The sequence below is a fragment of the Corynebacterium sp. LK28 genome (assembly GCF_014335105.1).
Taxonomy (GTDB): Bacteria; Actinomycetota; Actinomycetes; order Mycobacteriales; family Mycobacteriaceae; genus Corynebacterium; species Corynebacterium macclintockiae.
The window spans coordinates 51596-68316 of sequence record NZ_PDGZ01000014.1; the positions used below are offsets into that span (position 1 = coordinate 51596).

Below are 16721 nucleotides of genomic sequence, written 5' to 3' on the forward strand. Positions count from 1 at the left end.
GAAGCGCGTTACCCCTTAGTGGCAAGCGCGGATCTAAGAAGGAGAATCCACGTGACCACCTCGATTGTACGACAAGAAAACACCCGTCAGTCGCTGAAGTCTGGGCGTGTGTTGCCCATCGATCGTTCTACTCCGCTGCGCCGCCCGCAGATTCGCAAGCCCGATTGGCGGGCGCTGGACAGTGCTCCTAATTCGAACACCTATGGGTATTCCAACGCGCCCACTGTTCGACCGGTTTCCCGCGATCGTATGGATCGTATCGCAGGCCGGAGTGAATACATGTTCGATCGCCCGAAGGGACGAATGGATCGTTTCTACGCTCGTGTTGACAGAGTTGTGCACTCTCCAGGAGCCACCATTGTTTCTTTGGCTGCAACGTCGATGCTACTGGGGCTGGCCCCGCTCATTGCGCCCTAAAACGCAAACCTAGCCCAAGCTATCGCGGGTGAACGCGAGTGTGCTTGTAGGTTTTAGTTCGGGTTCTGTGTGCGAGGGAGGGGGAGACTAGGCTTAGGGGCGTGTTGTGCCCTTCTTGTAGCTCGGACTCCTCCCGCGTAGTTGACTCGCGCTCCATCGAAATGGGCGTGTCCATTCGCCGCCGCCGGGAGTGTAGCCAATGCCAAACGCGTTTTACCACCATCGAAAGGTCTGTCCTGTTGGTGGTTAAGCGCAACGGAGTGACCGAGGAGTTTAGCCGAGAGAAAGTCATCAAGGGCGTGCGTCGAGCGTGCCAAGGGCGCGATGTCTCCGATGATGCGCTCAAACGCCTAGCGCACGAGGTAGAGCAGGCAGTACGAGTGGCACACGGCTCCCAAGTGCCGGCCAACCAAATTGGCCTGGCGATCCTGGATCCCCTGCGCACCCTCGACGAGGTTGCGTATCTGCGCTTCGCCTCCGTGTACAAGTCCTTCAACTGTGCCGAGGACTTCGAGCAGGAAATCGAATCCCTACGCGCACACCGCAAAGCCCTGGCAGAGCGGCAGGACGGCTCCGAAGGTTCGCATCCCGAAAGCTAGCGGATTTTTTCCAGCTTCTTGCGAATGCGCTGCAGGGACACAGAATGCGCGGTGCCCAGGTTCTGGGCGAACAGGCTGACACGTAATTCCTCGATCATCCAGCGCACCTCCTTGATCTGCGGTGATGCTGCGCGAGCAGTCGGCAGGCGCTTCTTAGTCTTCTCCAGCAGCTCGAAGGCCTCCTGAACCTCATCGTCCAGATCTTCCTCCTTATCTGGATCTAGCTTCATCAGTTCCAACCGCGCCCGCATCGCTTCCACGTAGCGGGGGACATGTCGCATGTGCTCAATGCCATTGCGTGCAATCGCGTGTTTGCCCAAGAAGAAGTCCAATTGCCCCTGCATATCGTCGATGGCCGCTCCGGACCACCCCTGCAGCTCTGCGGTCATGTCCGCCACTGCCAGCACCGCGGGCGCCAAAGCAACCACATACTGGCGCACCCGGCCAGGCCCCTGGGAGCGGGCTTCTGCCACGACCTCCTCGCAGCGCTCCGGATCCCGAATGATGGGGCCCAGCTTCATCAACATGTCCCGGCAGGCCAACGCGACCACGTCGTTCACCAGCCCGTCCACGCCTCCGGGGATCTGCTCCATGGCGACCCGTTGCCGCAGTGGCAACCCCTTGATCATCTGGTTGGGGGATACTGTGCATGCGTCGATCATCATGTTCAGTACCGTCGTGAATTGCTGAGCATCAGCCGCTTGGCGGGTAGGGAATGCCTTGAGTGTGACTCCGGACTTAGCTGACTTGCCAGCCGACGTGCCTGCGACAATGGCCGGGTACGTGTGCAGAGTCTGCCCGTCGACAATGGTCTCAACAGTCTCCGGGAGCACACCGATGCCATCGGCCGTCCACGCCTCCGCGGTAGCCAGCACGCCGGTGGATGTTCCGGCGGTTTTCCCGCGCCCGGCACGAGCCGTGCCGTTGTTGCCCCTATTATCCTGGCTGCTCTTGCGGGTGGCCGGGGAATGCTGGGCGGCGTCACTGGGGCTAGCCAGGTTGGACCGCGCCGCCGCCTGCGCGATCGCGGAGGTGACCTGCCCGGATAGCTTGTTCTGCAGGTACTGCAGGTCACGCGACTTCTCGATGACTTTGCCCCTGCGGTCGATCGCCGCGAACTGCATCCGCAGGTGCCCTGGCACCCGAGACCAATCGAAATCCTGGGCGCTAATGCCCTGGCCACCCAGCTCACGCAATGCCTCCGCCAGTGCGAAGTCGAAATCCCCATCAAAGGGCACCATCTTCTGCAACGCGGCAGAAGCGAAGTGGCTGGCGGGAACCACACTGGTACGCAGTGGCTTTGGCAGTGAACGGATCAGCGCCACCGCTAGCTCCTCGCGCATTCCGGCCACCAGCCAGCGGGTCTCGGGCTCAGAGACATTGGCCAGCAAAGGTAGCGGAACGCGCATGGTTATGCCGTCATTCGGATCGCCCGGCAGGAAGACGTAGCTCAGCTCAAATTCCAGGCTGCCCTGCTGCCAAATATCGGGGAAGTCGTCGGCGGCCTGCGCGGCTTCCTGCGAATCGATCAGGGCTTCCAGGGTGAAGTCCAGCTGGTGCGGATCCTTATGGCGAGCCTTCTTCCACCAAGAATCAAAGTGTCGGGAGGAAACGATTTTCTCTGGCAATCGGGCGTCATAAAAATCGAAGAGCACCTGGTCGTCGACAACGATATCGCGACGGCGAGCCTTATCCTCCAGCTCCGTAGCTTCGGCCAGAAGTTTCTGGTTGTGGGCGAAGAAGTGGTGACGGGTCTTCCAATCACCCTCGACAAGCGCATGGCGGATGAACAACTCGCGGGCTAGGGGGCGATCCACCTTTGACGCATTGACCATCCGATCCGCGACGATCGGCAGGCCCAACAGCAGCACCTTTTCATGCACCATCGCCGCACCGCGGGAGGAAGACCACACTGGCTCGGAATAGTTGTACTTCACCATGTGGGGCGCAATGGCCTCGATCCAGCTGGGGTCGATCGGGCCTACGGTGCGGGCAAAGACCTGCGACGTTTCCACCAGTTCAGCGGCCATCAGCCACTGCGGCGGCTTCTTCGACACGTGTGAGGACGGGTGCACCACAAAGTGCGACCCGCGGGTGCCAGTGAACTGCTTGGAGTTGCCCTCGCGCATACCCACATGCGTCAACAGGCCGCTGAGGACGGATTTGTGGACCAGATCCTCGTTGATCGACTCGGGCTCGAAGACGAGCTCGCGGACGTGGCGAATATTGGGGACCTTCCAGCTCAAATCCTGCACTACGGACAGCATCTGGCGCACCAGATCCATCCATTCCCGCACGCGGACGTAGTGGATAAACTCGCGCTGGCACAGCTTTCTGAACTTGTTCGCCGACAGTTCCTGGCGCTGTTGTTGCAGGTAGTTCCAGAGTTTCAGCAAGCTCACGAAGTCGGAGTTCGCCTTGAAACGCGCGTGCATCTCATCTGCTTGCTGCTGCTTTTCCAACGGCCTTTCGCGCACGTCCTGGATGGACAGCGCCGAGACGATGACCGCGATCGGCTCAATCAGGTTGTTCGCGTGCCCTGCCACCAGCATGCGCGCCAGTCGCGGATCGGTAGGGATGCGCGCCATGTCGCGGCCGATGGGGGTAAGCGTTGCTTCTTTTTCTGACGCCAACGCTCCGAGCTCCTGCAGCAATGCCACACCGTCGCGGATCGACTTGCTATCGGGTGCTTGCAGGAACGGGAACTTCTGGATATCGCCCAAGCCCAACGCGGCCATGGACAGGATCACGCTGGACAGGTGGGTGCGCAGGATTTCCGGATCGGTGAACTCTGGGCGCGCCTCGAAGTCCGCCTCGGAGTACAGGCGGATCGCGATGCCGTCGGCGATACGGCCCGAGCGGCCGGAGCGCTGTTTCGCGCTGGCTTGGCTAATTGGCTCCACCGGGAGGCGCTGCACCTTGGTGCGGTGGGAGTAACGGGAAATGCGGGCGTAGCCGGTGTCCACGACATAGTGAATGCCGGGCACGGTCAGCGAGGTTTCGGCGATGTTGGTGGCCAGTACAATGCGGCGGCGCGGACCGGTGCGGAACACGCGGTGCTGTTCGGCGTTGGAGAGGCGACCGAACAAAGGCAGCACGTCGACCTTGTGCACGCCTCCGGGGCCTGCGAACTCGCCTTCCAGTGCCTCGGCTGCGTCGCGGATCTCGCGTTCGCCCGAGAAGAAGCACAGAATATCGCCGTCACCTGCGCGCATGAGCTCCTTACAGGCAGCGACCAGCCCGTCCAGCGGGTCTGTTTCCACCTCGACGACCTCGCCGGTCTTTGGGTTCTCGCGCTGCGTAACGAGCGGGCGATAGCGAATCTCCACCGGGTAAGTGCGGCCAGAGACTTCGATGATGGGGGCGGGGGAGCCGTGGGCGTCACAAAAATGCTGTTCAAAGCTTTCCGGATCGATCGTTGCAGAGGTGATGATGACCTTCAGGTCCGGGCGCTTCGGCAGGAGCTGTTTGAGGTAGCCGAGGAGGAAGTCGATGTTCAGGCTGCGCTCGTGGGCCTCGTCGACGATGATCGTGTCGTAGTCGCGCAGTAGGCGGTCGCGCTGGATCTCGTTGAGCAGCACGCCATCGGTCATCAGTTTGACGGCTGTTTCCTTGGAGATCGTGTCATCGAAACGGATCTTGTAGCCGACCAGGGAAGATCCGCCGGGACTGTCCTCTTCCAATTCCTCGGCGATGCGCTCTGCCACACTGCGGGCGGCGATACGGCGAGGCTGGGTGTGGCCGATGACCTGCGTGCGACCGCGGCCGAGTTCAAGGCACATCTTCGGGATCTGGGTGGTCTTACCCGAGCCGGTCTCGCCGGCAATGATGACAACCTGGTTGTTCTCGATGGCCTTCTTGATGTCTTCGCGACGCTCCGAGACCGGCAGGTCGGGGTAGGAAATCGGCGGGATGGTGCGGACGAACTGGGGGCGACGGCGCTTCTGCGAGCGACGGCGCGAACGCTTACGCCTCTGTGGCGTGCCCGGGGCGCGACCTTCGTGTGCGGGGGAGGTCGACCCGTGCTCGTCCGTCATTGTGTGAATCACCCATCTTGCTTGTTGAATTTGCCCCGTGTTTGTGGGGGCTGAACAGGCCGATTCTAACAATCCGGGTGCAGGGAAGGAACTTTCACCCCAAGTACTTTCTACCCCCAAATGAAATAAGAGAAGGCTAAGTTTTTACTTAATTTATGAAAACCATCACATTTCCCCGCGATCTAAGCCTTATGTTTCGATAGTCAAAACAATCTATGAATTAATGTCCTTCTTCAGAAGCGAGAAACATATGTGTGAGCACACTAAGCAGGCCACGACCAGCAGTTCAAACAACTTCCTAGAGAACAGTTTCAGCCGCCGCAGCTTCTTCCGGGGGATGGCGGCCGTCACCGGCACCGTTGTGTGGGCTTCTGCCGGCGCCCCTGGTGCTGGTGCGCAGGAGGATTCAGGTTCCGGCACGGGAGGCTTTAAGGTCGGTCGCGGTTTGGCGGATATGACCGGCGAACCCTGGGGTGCCGGCATGTTTGGATACGCAGTCGATGAGCAGAAAACGTTAGGCATTCAGCGCCGGCAGTACGCCCGGGCGTTCATCTTCGTTGACGCCAACCGCGAGGACTCTCGCTTCGTGCACGTCACCTGTGACGTCGGTCTGATGTTCCAGTCCATTCATCTGGAGGTGCTGCGCCGGCTGAAGGATAAATATGGCGACCTGTACACCCAGGAAAATGTTGTGCTGGCTGCGACCCATACCCACGTGGCGCCCGGTGGAACCTCCCAGCACTTGATGGTCGACATCACCCACGGCGGCTTCCGCCCGAAGACCTTCGAGGCGACGGTGGAGGGGATTGTGACCGCAGTGGAACGCGCCCACGAGGATATTCAGCCATCAGACGTGACGGTTGCTGAGTCGACTGTTGCTGACGCGGGCGTCAATAGGTCTAAGACATCGTGGGATCGCAACCCCGAAGAAGACAAGAAAGCTCTCCCTAACGGCGTGGATACCCGCAGTGTCACCCTCCATGTCTCGCGCGGGGGTAAGCAGGTCGGTCTGATCAACTGGTATTCGCTCCACCCCACAAGTTTCGGTGCAGAATACAAGCACATTGCCGGCGACAACAAGGGTTATGCTGCCTGGGCTACCGAGGAAGCCCACGGTGTGGTGCATCGCCACCCCGAGGACGCGCCGTTCGTTGCGGCCTTTGCCAACATGTGCCCGGGCGACATCACCCCGAACATGGGGTTGACGCCTAACTCTGGACCCGGCGCAGACGAGCGCGAATCAGCAAAGATCCTCGGCGAGCGGATGATGAAGGCGACCGACGACCTGGGTAAGGACTGGTCGGCAGGCGGAATCGACGGGCGATTTCGTTGGGTGGATTGTCCCAAGCTGGTGGCAAGCCCCCGTTTTACCCCGGACAAGAAGGAGCACAAGCTCGGGCCAGCGATTCTGGGCGCGGCCTTCGCCGGGTCCTCTCAAGAGGATGGCGGGGGCGTGCCGCTACTGGGCTTCAACGAAGGTGAGCGCGGTGGCAATCCGTGGGTGCGTGACCTGAACAAGGCTCTCGCACCGCAGGAAATCAAGGATATTCACGGCCCAAAGGAATGTCTGCTACCGATGGGGTATATCGACGGAATGATCCAGCAGGTACACCCATTTACCATTCACCGCCTGGGAACCTTTGTTCTGGTCACCCTGGGATTCGAGCCGACCATTACCAGTGGGTTGCGCATTAAGCGCACTGTCGCCGCGGCGTTGGAAGTGCCGGAGAACACCATCGTGGTGCAGGGCTACACCAATGCCTACGGCCACTACATCACCACGCCCGAGGAGTATGAGGCGCAGAACTATGAGGGTGGCGCGACCATCTTCGGTCAGTACCAGCTGTCCGCATTTCAAGACGTCTTCGATGAGTTGGCTCGGGCGCTGAAGGAGGGCAAGCCGGTGGAGGTTGGACAGCCTGCGGGCGACCTGACCGGCCTGATTCCTAAGGTTCCGGGAAGCGATAACTGGATGGACGCTCCACCGGCGGGGAAGAAGTTCGGGGAAGTCTTGGAAGCGCCAACGGAGGTCAAGAGTGGCTCGAACGCGCGAGTGGTATTCGTGGGGGCTAACCCCAACAACGATATGCGACACGGTGAGGGCTATGTGACCATCGAAGACCTCAATGGTGAGGTTGTCGGAGATGATTCCAGCGAGAATACTCTGATCACATTCGAAAACAGTTTCGGGCAGACGCGAACCACGATTGACTGGAATACACAGGATGTTCCTCCGGGGCAGTACACCGTGCGTTTGAAGGGCGATTGGAAGGCGTTCTTGGGGAAGCTGACGCCATTCGAGGGCACTGCTGAACTGCAGATTACCTAGCGTTGGACTTGCTACTTATTTTTTACGGTTTAATTATACGTTTCTCATAATTGCTGTAATGTTGTGAGCGTGGTTCAGAGAGAGTATCGCCCTACAGTTGCCCAGCTGCGCACCTTCGTGACCATTGCCGAACACGGCCATTTCGGTACTGCCGCAACCCATTTGGGCATTTCCCAACCCTCCTTGTCGCAGGCACTAGCCGCGCTGGAAGCAGGGCTGGGGGTGCAACTGATTGAGCGCTCTACTCGCAAGGTCATCGTCACCCCAGTGGGCCGGGGGCTGCTCCCGTACGCCCAGGCAACGCTGGAGAGCCTAGAGACCTTCGTCACCCACGCCCGTGGCGCCCACGGTGGGCTGGTCGGACCGATGGCGATTGGCATGATCCCGACGGTCGCGCCGTATATCCTCCCGGACGTCCTGCATTCGGTCGCCGACTCAGCCCCAGAGCTCGAACCGCGGATCGTGGAGGAAAAGTCCCCACTGCTGGTCGATGCTCTGCGCCAAGGAAAGATCGACGTCGCCGTGCTGGGTATGCCGGGGGAAGGCGGCGGTCTGAATACCGTAGATCTGTACACCGAGGAGTTCGTCCTCGTCCTGCCGGAGGGGCACGCGCTTGCCGGGCGCAAGGACCTTTCCGTCGACGAACTGAAGAACGTGGATCTGTTGCTGCTGGACGACGGGCACTGCCTGCGCGACCAGATTCTCGAGCTGTGCCGAACGGTGGATATGTCCAACGATCCGCGCCACTCTGTGACGCGCGCGGCAAGCCTGTCTACGGTTATCCAGCTGGTCGCCGCGGGCCTTGGTTGCACCCTGGTGCCACTGTCCGCGGTGTCCGTGGAATGCCAGCGGCCGGGTATCGCCCTGGCAACGTTCTCCGGCGGCGCGGTGCGCGCCGGACGCACGATTGGTATGGCCTACCGTTCCAGCTCCACGCGCATCGACGATTACGCGGCACTGGGGGAGATCGTCGCGCAGTCGTTCAACCGCGTGGCGCAGGAAAGCCGGCGCGTTCTAGAAACCTACTTCTAGAGGCTTTCTTAGCCCTGCACGATGCTGAGCTCGGACAGGCGGATCTCGCCAGCCTCGTCCGTTGCGTGCAGATCCACCACACCTTCCAGCGCCCAGCCGTGATCGCCTTCCGGATCGTCGATGATCTGGCGCACAAACCAGCTGCCCGCGTCGGAGCCGGTGCCCCGCTTGATGAGGATGTTCATGTTTGACCGCGCGGCGGCGTCCACACCAACATCCGCATACTCGTCGAAGTAGTCGTCCATGGCGGCGGGCCAATCCGGCGGCGAGTCCAGGTATTCGTCCATCTCCGCAAGTTCGCGCTCCTTTTCGAAGGCGAACAGCTCCACGTGGCGGAAGAAGTAGTTCCGCACCATGCGGGTCAGCGCCTGCGGGTTGGCGGATAGCAGATTCGTATCCTCCACCCCAAAGGCGTGCTCGGCGACCTGATCCTCGGTCAGTGGAGCGTCCGGGTCGGCCATCTGAACCCACTCGTCGATCAGGGAGGAATCGACCTGTCGGATCAGTTCACCCAGCCACACGAGGATGTCGTCGAACTCCTCGGAGCGATAAGCGTCCGGCACCGAGTGCTCCAGCGTGCGGTAGGCGTCCGTCAGGTAGCGCAGTACCACGCCCTCGGAACGCCCCAGGCCGTATGTCGCCACAAAGTCAGAGAAAGTCATGGCCTTTTCCACCATGTCGCGCACGATAGACTTCGGGCTGATCTGGAAGTCCCGCGCCCACGGGTTGCCCTCACAGAAGGTGTCATAGGCCTGGTCGAGCTCGTCGGCAAGCGGCATTGGCCAGGTGATTTCTTCCACGATGGCCATGCGCTCGGTGTAATCGACGCCCTCTGCCTTTAGCGCCGCGATCTCCTCACCCCGCTCAGCTTTCTGCTGGGCGAGAAGTACCTGCCGGGGATCCTCTAGCACGGCTTCAAAGGTTGAGATGACGTCGAGCGCGAAGGTGTCGGACTCCGGATCCAGCAGCTCCAGCGCGGCCAATGCGAATGGGGACAGCGGCTGGTTGAGGGCGAAGTCGCGGTTCAGATCCGCGGTGAGCCGGGCATCTTTACCACTGGGAGTGTCGGCGGAGAATTCCTCCACGACCTCTGCGTTAAGCAGCCCGCGATAGAGCTCGATGGTGCGCAGGATCGCCTTGTTCTGCTTCGCGCGCGTGTCATGGTTAGTGCGCAGCAGGTGCTCCAGTGCCTCGAAGGTCCACTGGTCGCGGGCGACGACGTTGAGCAGCATGGAGTTGCTCATGCGGAACTGGCTGGTGAGTTCCTCTGGCTCGGCGTGGGTGAGCCGCTCGTAGGTCGACTCGGTCCACGTCGCCTGCCCGTCCGGGGCGGAGCGCTTGCGCAGCTTCTTGAGCTTCTTCGGGTCGCTTCCCGCGCGCTGGCGCAGGCGGAAGTTCTCAATCTCGTGCTCCGGAGCCTGGACGACCACGGTGCCTTCTGTGTCATAGCCCGCACGCCCCGCACGGCCGGCGATCTGGTGAAACTCGCGGGACTTCAGCACGCGGTGTTTAACGCCGTCGTACTTGGTCAGGCCCGTCATCAGGACCGTGCGGATCGGCACGTTGATGCCCACGCCCAGGGTGTCGGTGCCACAGATGATCTTCAGCAGACCCTTCTGAGACAGTCTCTCGACCAGGCGGCGGTACTTGGGAAGCAGACCCGCGTGGTGCACGCCGATGCCCTTGCGCAGCAGGCGCGAAAGCGTCTTGCCGAAGGCGGAGGTGAAACGGAAGTCGCCGATTTCCTCGGCAATGGCTGCCTTGGCCTCGTCGTTGACGAGCTTCATGCTGGTCAACGCCTGGGCGCGCTCGATGGCCTCGCGTTGGGTGAAGTGGACGATGTAGATCGGCGACTTGCCGTCGCTGATCAGTTCCTCCACTGTCTCGTGGACGGGAGTGTAGACGTAGTGGAAATCCAGAGGCACCGGACGGGTCGTGCCTGTGACCAGCGTGGTTTGGCGCCCCGTGCGCTCTGTGAGGTCATCCTCCAGCCATTTCGTATCGCCCAGGGTGGCGCTCATCAAAAGGAACTGCGCCTTAGGGAGCTCCAGCAGCGGAACCTGCCACGCCCAGCCGCGGTCGGGTTCGGAATAGTAGTGGAACTCGTCCATCACTACCTGGTCGATTTTCGCCTCCGCTCCGTCGCGGAGGGCGATGTTGGCAACGATTTCGGCGGTGGCGCAGATGATCGGCGCGCCACCGTTGACTGTGGCGTCACCAGTCATCATCCCGACATTCTCCGGGCCGAAGGTTTGGCACAGGTCGAAGAACTTCTCACTCACCAGGGCTTTGATCGGCGCGGTGTAGAAGCTGCGCTGCTTGCGCGCCATGGCGATGAAGTGCGCGGCGATGGCAACCATCGACTTGCCGGATCCCGTGGGGGTAGCCAGGATGACGTTGTCCTGGGCAACCAGGGCGGTCGCGGCTTCCTCCTGGGCGGGGTAGAGGTTGATGCCGCGGTCGCGCGTCCAGCCCAGAAAGGATTCTAGAATCGCATCGTCGATCAGGGATTCTGGGACCTCATCGAGGTCGGAGAGGAGCTCGGCCAGTTCTGCGGCAATACCCACGTTGTCTACTTTTCCTCTACTTGTTTTCTTCCGGGCCGTCGGTGCCAGCGGAGCCGCCATCGCTGCCGCCCTCGTCCGACATGTTCTGTAGGAAGGCCTCGAATTCCGCCCCTAGCTCTTCGCCAGTGGGGATATCCTGGCCGGGCTGCAGCAGGTTGTTTTCCCGCTTGCGGCGCATCCGCTCCATTTCCGCGTCGTACTGCTGCTCCAGTGCGCTGACGACCGTCGCAATCTCCTGCGAATCGTCGACCTGGTCCTGCAGCTGGCGCTGAACCCGCTCCAGCTCGCCCTCCAGCGCCTTCAACGGCAGTTCGCGGTTGGCAACTTCGCCGAAAGCCTGCAGCAGTCGCAGGGTTGCCTCTGGGTAGTCGGAGGCCGCGATGTAATGCGGAACGTGGGCCGTGAAACCGATGGTCTCAAAGCCATGCCGGTTCAGCTTCTTCTCGGTCTCCAGCGCCGCCGCACCGGGGACAATCATGCGGGAATCCCAGGTGTGGTAATCCCGGATCAGCGACGCCTCCGAAGCGTGCGCAGAGATCACCAGGCGACGAGTGTGCGGAACCGTCATCGGCGCGGAATACAGGGAGGCCACCATGCCTACCTGACCACGGCGAGCCAGATCCACGACGGCGTCACTAAAAGCACCCCACTTCAGATCTGGTTCCAGACCACTCAACAGCAAGAACGGGCGACCCTGCGTATCCTTCACAAGGTGCAGGTCAAGACGAATGTCCTCGCTGTCCACGACCTTGGAGTTATCGATCGTCACGCCGGGGCGCCGGGAACGGTAGTCGATCAGCTCGTCAATCTTGAACGAGGCCACGGGGCTGTGCTCGAGGGCAGCTAGGAGGTGGGAGCTGGCGCTGGACACAGCTTGTCCCGCATCCGCGTAGCCCTGCAGGGCTACGAGCATCGGCAGCTCTTCGCTGGGCGCGCCATCGCCAGACGTGCCTTCACCCAGCACAGCTGGTTCGTCGGCGATAGACTGTCGATCGAATTGGATCGGAGCTGGGTATTCTAGCTCGTACATCCGTCCCGTCGACTGCTGCTCTGTGCGGTCGTTGTTTTCGAAGTGCTCATGCATAGTTTCGCTCTCCCTTCCGGCGGAACCTGTGTCCAACCAAGCACCGTCTGCCTAGCCTATCAGGCGCTTCGGACACGTTTATTCACAGTTGTGAGTTATCCACAGGCCCCTGGGGCTTCCATGCCGAAGTTCTCCCGCGCGTCGGCGAAAAACTCTTCCCTCGGCGACTATCTGTGGCATGAACAACTCACCAGAAGACAACCAGCGCAGCACACAATCTATTCCCACCCCTTCGGTTCACCTCGGCGCAGATAAGGGGAAGCTCATCGCCGCGATCCCCTCGCTGCTGGGATTCCCGCCCGTCGATTCCATGGTTCTCATTGGTCTTGTCGCGTCCGCCGACACGGATTCGCTGGCGGAGGGGCATCGTCGCTTCCGCATTGGTCCGGTCCTGCGTTGCGATCTACACCCCGTTGCCGTCGACGAAGCGGTGCGCGGTCTCTCTCGGATTCTTTGTGACGCCCCAGCGGCAGAGGCCATCATCCTCGCGATCGGAAACAATGACGACTGCCTGGGGACCTGTATGGCAACCGCCACGAACCAACTCCAGCGCGACTGCGTGGAGCTGCAATCCGCCCTGATCGTTCGGCGTATCGCCACGGGGGAGGAGTGGACCGACCTGCTGGACGGGGAAAAGGGCACGGTGGATAGCGTAGAGACCAATGAGCTGGCCGACATCAGTGCCTTAAGCGGAGCACGCAAGATGCGTGGCAGGGAAGAGATGGAACAGTGGCTGGATCCGGCGAACCTCCTGGAACCCGACTGGATCATCGAGGATCGTGGGGAGGCCTCGACGGTGGATCTGATCCAAGTGCTGATATCAGTCGCCTCCGTAGCCAACGGCACGCGGGTGCTAGAGCAAGAGTGTGAGCACGAATACTTGGTGGATAGCTTGGCCGCCGTCTGCAGTGACGAATTGCTGCACACGCTGGTCATCGCCTGGTCGTTGGGTGCGAACAGCGCGATCTTGCGGGAGATGCTGGCCAGCACGGCCCGTCGGACGACAGGAGCTGTGCGCCGGCGAGTGATGCTGATCCTGGCTCTTGTGGCCTCTGCAAACGACGAGGGAGTGTTGGCCTATCACACCTTGAATCGCCTGCTAGAGGAGCTGCAGGCTGATCTCCGCGCGGAGGATGCCTGCCACATGCTGGATAATCTGGGGCAGGCGCCGTGGATCGATGACGAGGAGACGGATAGCCTCGCCGATGCACCGGAGGATGTGCTGCACAGGGTAGAGAATGAAGCTTCCTTCGATGGCGAACTGCAGCTTTCCGACATGGACAGCTTCACCGTGGATATCGCGATCGCAGCGTTGGATGCCCACCAGCGTGGAATGATCAAGTTACTGCTAGCCAAGGCCGTGCGCGCGGCCTGCACCGTGATGGCGAATGTGCAGATGGATCTGGACGCGGCCGAAGATGGCAGCGAAGAAGCCAGCGAAAATGAAGCTTCTGAAGGGGAGCATTCATATGTCACCGTCCGCGAGTACGCCGGACTCGACATAGCTTGGGAGTACGAGCGACTACTCCAGACGGTGGATTGGGATGCGATTAACGCTGTGCGGAATGCAACCTATCACCCAGTTGTCCGCTGAAGGCCCATGCGTCGGAGATGATGGTGTGCAGGTCGGAGCGGGTGGGGTTCCACCCCAACTCTGACTTCGCCTTCGCAGAGGAAGCGATAAGAGTGGCCGGGTCGCCAGCACGACGGGGGGATTCGATCGCTGGGATCGGATGGCCCGTGACCTCTCGGCAGGTTTCGATTACCTCGCGTACGCTAAATCCGTCGCCGGAACCCAGGTTGAAGATGCGGTGGGTGCCGGAGGCATTGGAAGCCGCTGCTAGGAGGTGCGCGTCCGCGAGATCGCGGATGTGGATGTAATCGCGCACTGCAGTTCCATCGGCGGTGGCGTAATCGGTGCCGAAGATAGAGATGTGTTCGCGGTGGCCGAGCGCGACCTGCAAAACCAGCGGAATCAGGTGCGTTTCCACCTTGTGGTTCTCACCGATAGTGCCGTAGGCGCCGGCTACGTTGAAGTAGCGCAGGGACGTGGCGCCCAGACCATAGGCCTTTGCGTAGGAGGTGATCATGTGGTCGATTGCCAACTTGGAGGCGCCATAAGGATTGGTTGGCGCGGTTGGCATGTCCTCGGTGATGGGCACCTGCTTCGGCTCGCCATAGGTGGCGGCAGTGGAGGAGAACACAAGGTTCTTCACCCCATGCTCGTGCATCTGATCCAGCAGGTAAAGGCTAGTTCCTACGTTGTTGTGCCAGTAGATATCCGGCTTCTCCACCGATTCGCCGACCAGCGAGCGGGCGGCGAAGTGCATTACTGCCGCGACATCCCCGGCGGCGAAGACGTCGGAGATTACATCGCGGATATCGCCCTCAACGAAGTTCGCGCCGTCCGGAACTGCGTACCCGTTGCCGGTGGATAGATCGTCGACGACGGTCACACGGAAGCCGTGCTCGAGAAGTACGGTGGCGCAGACACTGCCGACGTAGCCGGCACCGCCGGTGACCACGATGTGGGAGGAAGGCGGTAGGACGGAGGTGGAAAGATCGATATTGTTCACACGTCCAACGCTACCGCACTGACTAGCTGGTCTCCTTTACCCGCACGGCGTGGGATAGTTCTTCCGGCACGACCATGGTGCCGTTGTCGTTGCCGAACTCCAGGCCGTCCTCGGTAGCGACCAAGGTGACGACGCTGCCGGGTCGCATGTCCAGCGCGTGGAACTTTGCCATCAACTTGTGCTCGACCTGAACGATTTCGTTGATACTCAGGATCTTGACCGTGATGGGCTCTGCCGGATCGAGGTCAGAGGCGCGCTGCGAGGAGCCTTCCTGCAGCGTGCGGATCTTGTCTCGCATGTCGGCACGTTCTGCCTCCGGGACGCTATCCATCAGCTCGTCAAGTCCGGGGATCGGGTTGCCGAATGGGGAGGTGGAGTATTCGCTTAGAACCTTGACTAGCTGCACTTCGACTTCGTCGCCCATGACGTGCTCCCAGCGGCAGGCTTCGTCGTGCACCTTCTCCCAGGGCAGTCCAATAACGTCCGTCAGCAGGCGCTCGGCCAGGCGGTGCTTGCGCATGACGGCGGTAGCAAGTTCACGCCCCTGTGCGCTGAGCTTCAGGGAACGATCCTTTTCAACGGTCAGCAGATTATCGCGCTCCATGCGCGCAACCGTCTGGCTCACGGTAGGGCCGGACTGATCCAGCCGCTCGGCGATGCGGGCGCGCAGCGGAGGAATTCCTTCTTCTTCCAACTCGTAAATCGTTCGGAGATACATCTCAGTGGTATCGACGAGATCCCTCACCAGCGCTACGCCCTTTCTATACTGATTGACTTCGACCGATTATAGCCCCGACTGTCGGGGCTTGGGGCAGAAGCTTAAGTTCGAGCTTAGACTGCGTATTCGCGCAGCTTGTTCGCGCGGTCGCCCTCGCGCAGCTTGGCCATCACTTCGCGCTCAATCTGGCGAACCCGCTCGCGGGACAGCCCGAAGCGGCGACCAATCTGATCCAGCGTGCGGGGCATGCCATCGTCCAGGCCATAACGTAGCTTGATGACGTCCTGCTCACGCTCCTCCAGAGTGCCCAGCACTGCGCGCACATCGGAGTGGCGCAGGGAAGCCACAACTGCGGTCTCTGCGTCGGTTGCCTCGGAATCCTCGATGAAGTCACCCAGGGGAGCTTCTTCATCGCTACCGACTGGCATGTCCAAGCTCACCGGATCGCGGGATTGCTTCAGCAGCATCTCAATCTTCGATTCCTCAATGCCGGACTCTTCTGACAGCTCCTCGTTGGTGGCCTCGCGCCCCAGCTGCTGGTACATCTCGCGCTTGATGCGGGACAGCTTGTTGACCTGCTCCACCAGGTGGACGGGCAGGCGAATCGTGCGGGACTGGTCGGCCATGCCACGGGTGATGGCCTGGCGGATCCACCAGGTGGCGTAGGTAGAGAACTTAAAGCCCTTGGTGTAGTCGAACTTCTCCATCGCGCGGATCAGTCCCAGGTTGCCCTCCTGGATCAGATCCAACAGGGGCATTCCGCGGCCGGTGTAGCGCTTGGCCAGGGAAACGACGAGTCGCAGGTTGGCCTCTAGCAGGTGGCTGCGCGCTGCCTTGCCCTCGCGAGCCAGCACCTTCAAGTCGCGCTTCTTCGCGCGGGTTAGCTTCTCCGCCGTTGCCAGCAGGTGTTCGGCGTACAGGCCTACCTCGATGCGCTGGGAAAGCTCGACTTCGTCCTCTGCGGTCAGCAGGGCAGTCTTGCCGATGCCGTTGAGGTACACGCGCACGAGGTCAGCCGAAGGGTTTTCGTTGTTACCCCGGCGCCGACCTTTGTCCTCTTTTTTATCGCTATCGTCGGCGGAACCGCCGTTAATCCCTCGATCGTTGCTGACGGCCTGGATGTCGTCATCAAACATGGAGTTGCTCATAGTGCTGGTGTTCCTCCTGTGGCTCGATAGCGCTCAAGCCGTTCAAGATGTGTGGGTTTGTGCCGAAGCTCTAAGGGGTTAACGGACTACTGCGTCGAATTGTTCCCCACACGCCCACAAGGAGGGAACTGTGTGTACCCCCGCACAGGGGTTAGGGAGTGAACCCGCGCAGCGCCGTAGCCAGAAAAATCTTAGCCGACCAGGTTATTTAGCG

At 61.0% G+C, this 16721-nt stretch carries 11 protein-coding genes; 5 read left to right on the forward strand and 6 right to left on the reverse strand.

Annotation, left to right across the window (positions count from 1 at the left end; translation table 11 throughout):
• The first annotated feature begins 51 nt into the window (after window positions 1-51).
• Both CRD15_RS08370 and nrdR read left to right on the forward strand, forming a co-directional pair.
• Entirely contained in the window at window positions 52-417 is a 366-nt protein-coding gene (locus tag CRD15_RS08370) for a hypothetical protein (RefSeq protein WP_187402348.1), read from the forward strand.
• A gap of 101 nt (window positions 418-518) precedes the next feature.
• Window positions 519-1016, forward strand: coding sequence for a transcriptional regulator NrdR (gene nrdR / locus CRD15_RS08375; protein WP_051891505.1), 498 nt, complete (start codon window positions 519-521; stop codon window positions 1014-1016).
• Here the strand turns inward: nrdR and hrpA are convergent.
• The gene (gene hrpA / locus CRD15_RS08380; protein ID WP_187402413.1) at window positions 1013-5053 is read right to left on the reverse strand and encodes an ATP-dependent RNA helicase HrpA; all 4041 of its coding nucleotides are present in this window, start codon (window positions 5051-5053) and stop codon (window positions 1013-1015) included. The two genes, nrdR and hrpA, sit on opposite strands and share 4 nt — an antisense overlap.
• A gap of 250 nt (window positions 5054-5303) precedes the next feature.
• Between hrpA and CRD15_RS08385 the strand changes: the two genes are divergently transcribed.
• Both CRD15_RS08385 and CRD15_RS08390 read left to right on the forward strand, forming a co-directional pair.
• Entirely contained in the window at window positions 5304-7382 is a 2079-nt protein-coding gene (locus CRD15_RS08385; protein WP_187402349.1) for a neutral/alkaline non-lysosomal ceramidase N-terminal domain-containing protein, read from the forward strand.
• 69 nt (window positions 7383-7451) lie between these two features.
• Window positions 7452-8414: a hydrogen peroxide-inducible genes activator gene (locus CRD15_RS08390; RefSeq protein WP_187402350.1), complete on the forward strand. Its 963-nt coding sequence runs from the start codon at window positions 7452-7454 to the stop codon at window positions 8412-8414.
• An 8-nt stretch (window positions 8415-8422) separates the two neighbouring features.
• Here the strand turns inward: CRD15_RS08390 and CRD15_RS08395 are convergent, their stop codons facing one another.
• A complete protein-coding gene (locus tag CRD15_RS08395; protein ID WP_187402351.1) occupies window positions 8423-10981 on the reverse strand; it encodes a DEAD/DEAH box helicase in 2559 nt (852 codons plus the stop codon).
• 16 nt (window positions 10982-10997) lie between these two features.
• Entirely contained in the window at window positions 10998-12065 is a 1068-nt protein-coding gene (locus CRD15_RS08400; RefSeq protein WP_035008246.1) for a PAC2 family protein, read from the reverse strand.
• Between the two features lie 178 nt (window positions 12066-12243).
• On the opposite strand from CRD15_RS08400, the gene CRD15_RS08405 reads away from it, so the two are divergent.
• A complete protein-coding gene (locus tag CRD15_RS08405; RefSeq protein WP_222866536.1) occupies window positions 12244-13659 on the forward strand; it encodes a DUF4192 family protein in 1416 nt (471 codons plus the stop codon).
• Here the strand turns inward: CRD15_RS08405 and galE are convergent.
• The 3 genes from galE to CRD15_RS08420 all read right to left on the reverse strand — a co-directional run bounded on the left by galE (window position 13616) and on the right by CRD15_RS08420 (window position 16507).
• On the reverse strand, window positions 13616-14641 hold the full coding sequence (galE, locus tag CRD15_RS08410; protein ID WP_370546970.1) for a UDP-glucose 4-epimerase GalE: 1026 nt from the start codon (window positions 14639-14641) through the stop codon (window positions 13616-13618). The genes CRD15_RS08405 and galE overlap by 44 nt on opposite strands.
• 22 nt (window positions 14642-14663) lie before the next feature.
• Window positions 14664-15386 carry a metal-dependent transcriptional regulator gene (locus CRD15_RS08415; protein WP_035002326.1) on the reverse strand — a complete coding sequence of 241 codons (723 nt, stop codon included), beginning with the start codon at window positions 15384-15386 and terminating at the stop codon, window positions 14664-14666.
• A gap of 86 nt (window positions 15387-15472) precedes the next feature.
• Window positions 15473-16507 carry a sigma-70 family RNA polymerase sigma factor gene (locus CRD15_RS08420; RefSeq protein WP_370546972.1) on the reverse strand — a complete coding sequence of 345 codons (1035 nt, stop codon included), beginning with the start codon at window positions 16505-16507 and terminating at the stop codon, window positions 15473-15475.
• Window positions 16508-16721: the final 214 nt, after the last annotated feature.

Coding starts and splice junctions, on each gene's coding strand:
- hrpA (WP_187402413.1), bottom strand. CDS start 5,053: ATGACGGACGAGCACGGGTCGACCTCCCCCGCACACGAAGGTCGCGCC.
- CRD15_RS08385 (WP_187402349.1), top strand. CDS start 5,304: ATGTGTGAGCACACTAAGCAGGCCACGACCAGCAGTTCAAACAACTTC.
- CRD15_RS08400 (WP_035008246.1), bottom strand. CDS start 12,065: ATGCATGAGCACTTCGAAAACAACGACCGCACAGAGCAGCAGTCGACG.
- CRD15_RS08405 (WP_222866536.1), top strand. CDS start 12,244: ATGAACAACTCACCAGAAGACAACCAGCGCAGCACACAATCTATTCCC.
- CRD15_RS08420 (WP_370546972.1), bottom strand. CDS start 16,507: ATGAGCAACTCCATGTTTGATGACGACATCCAGGCCGTCAGCAACGAT.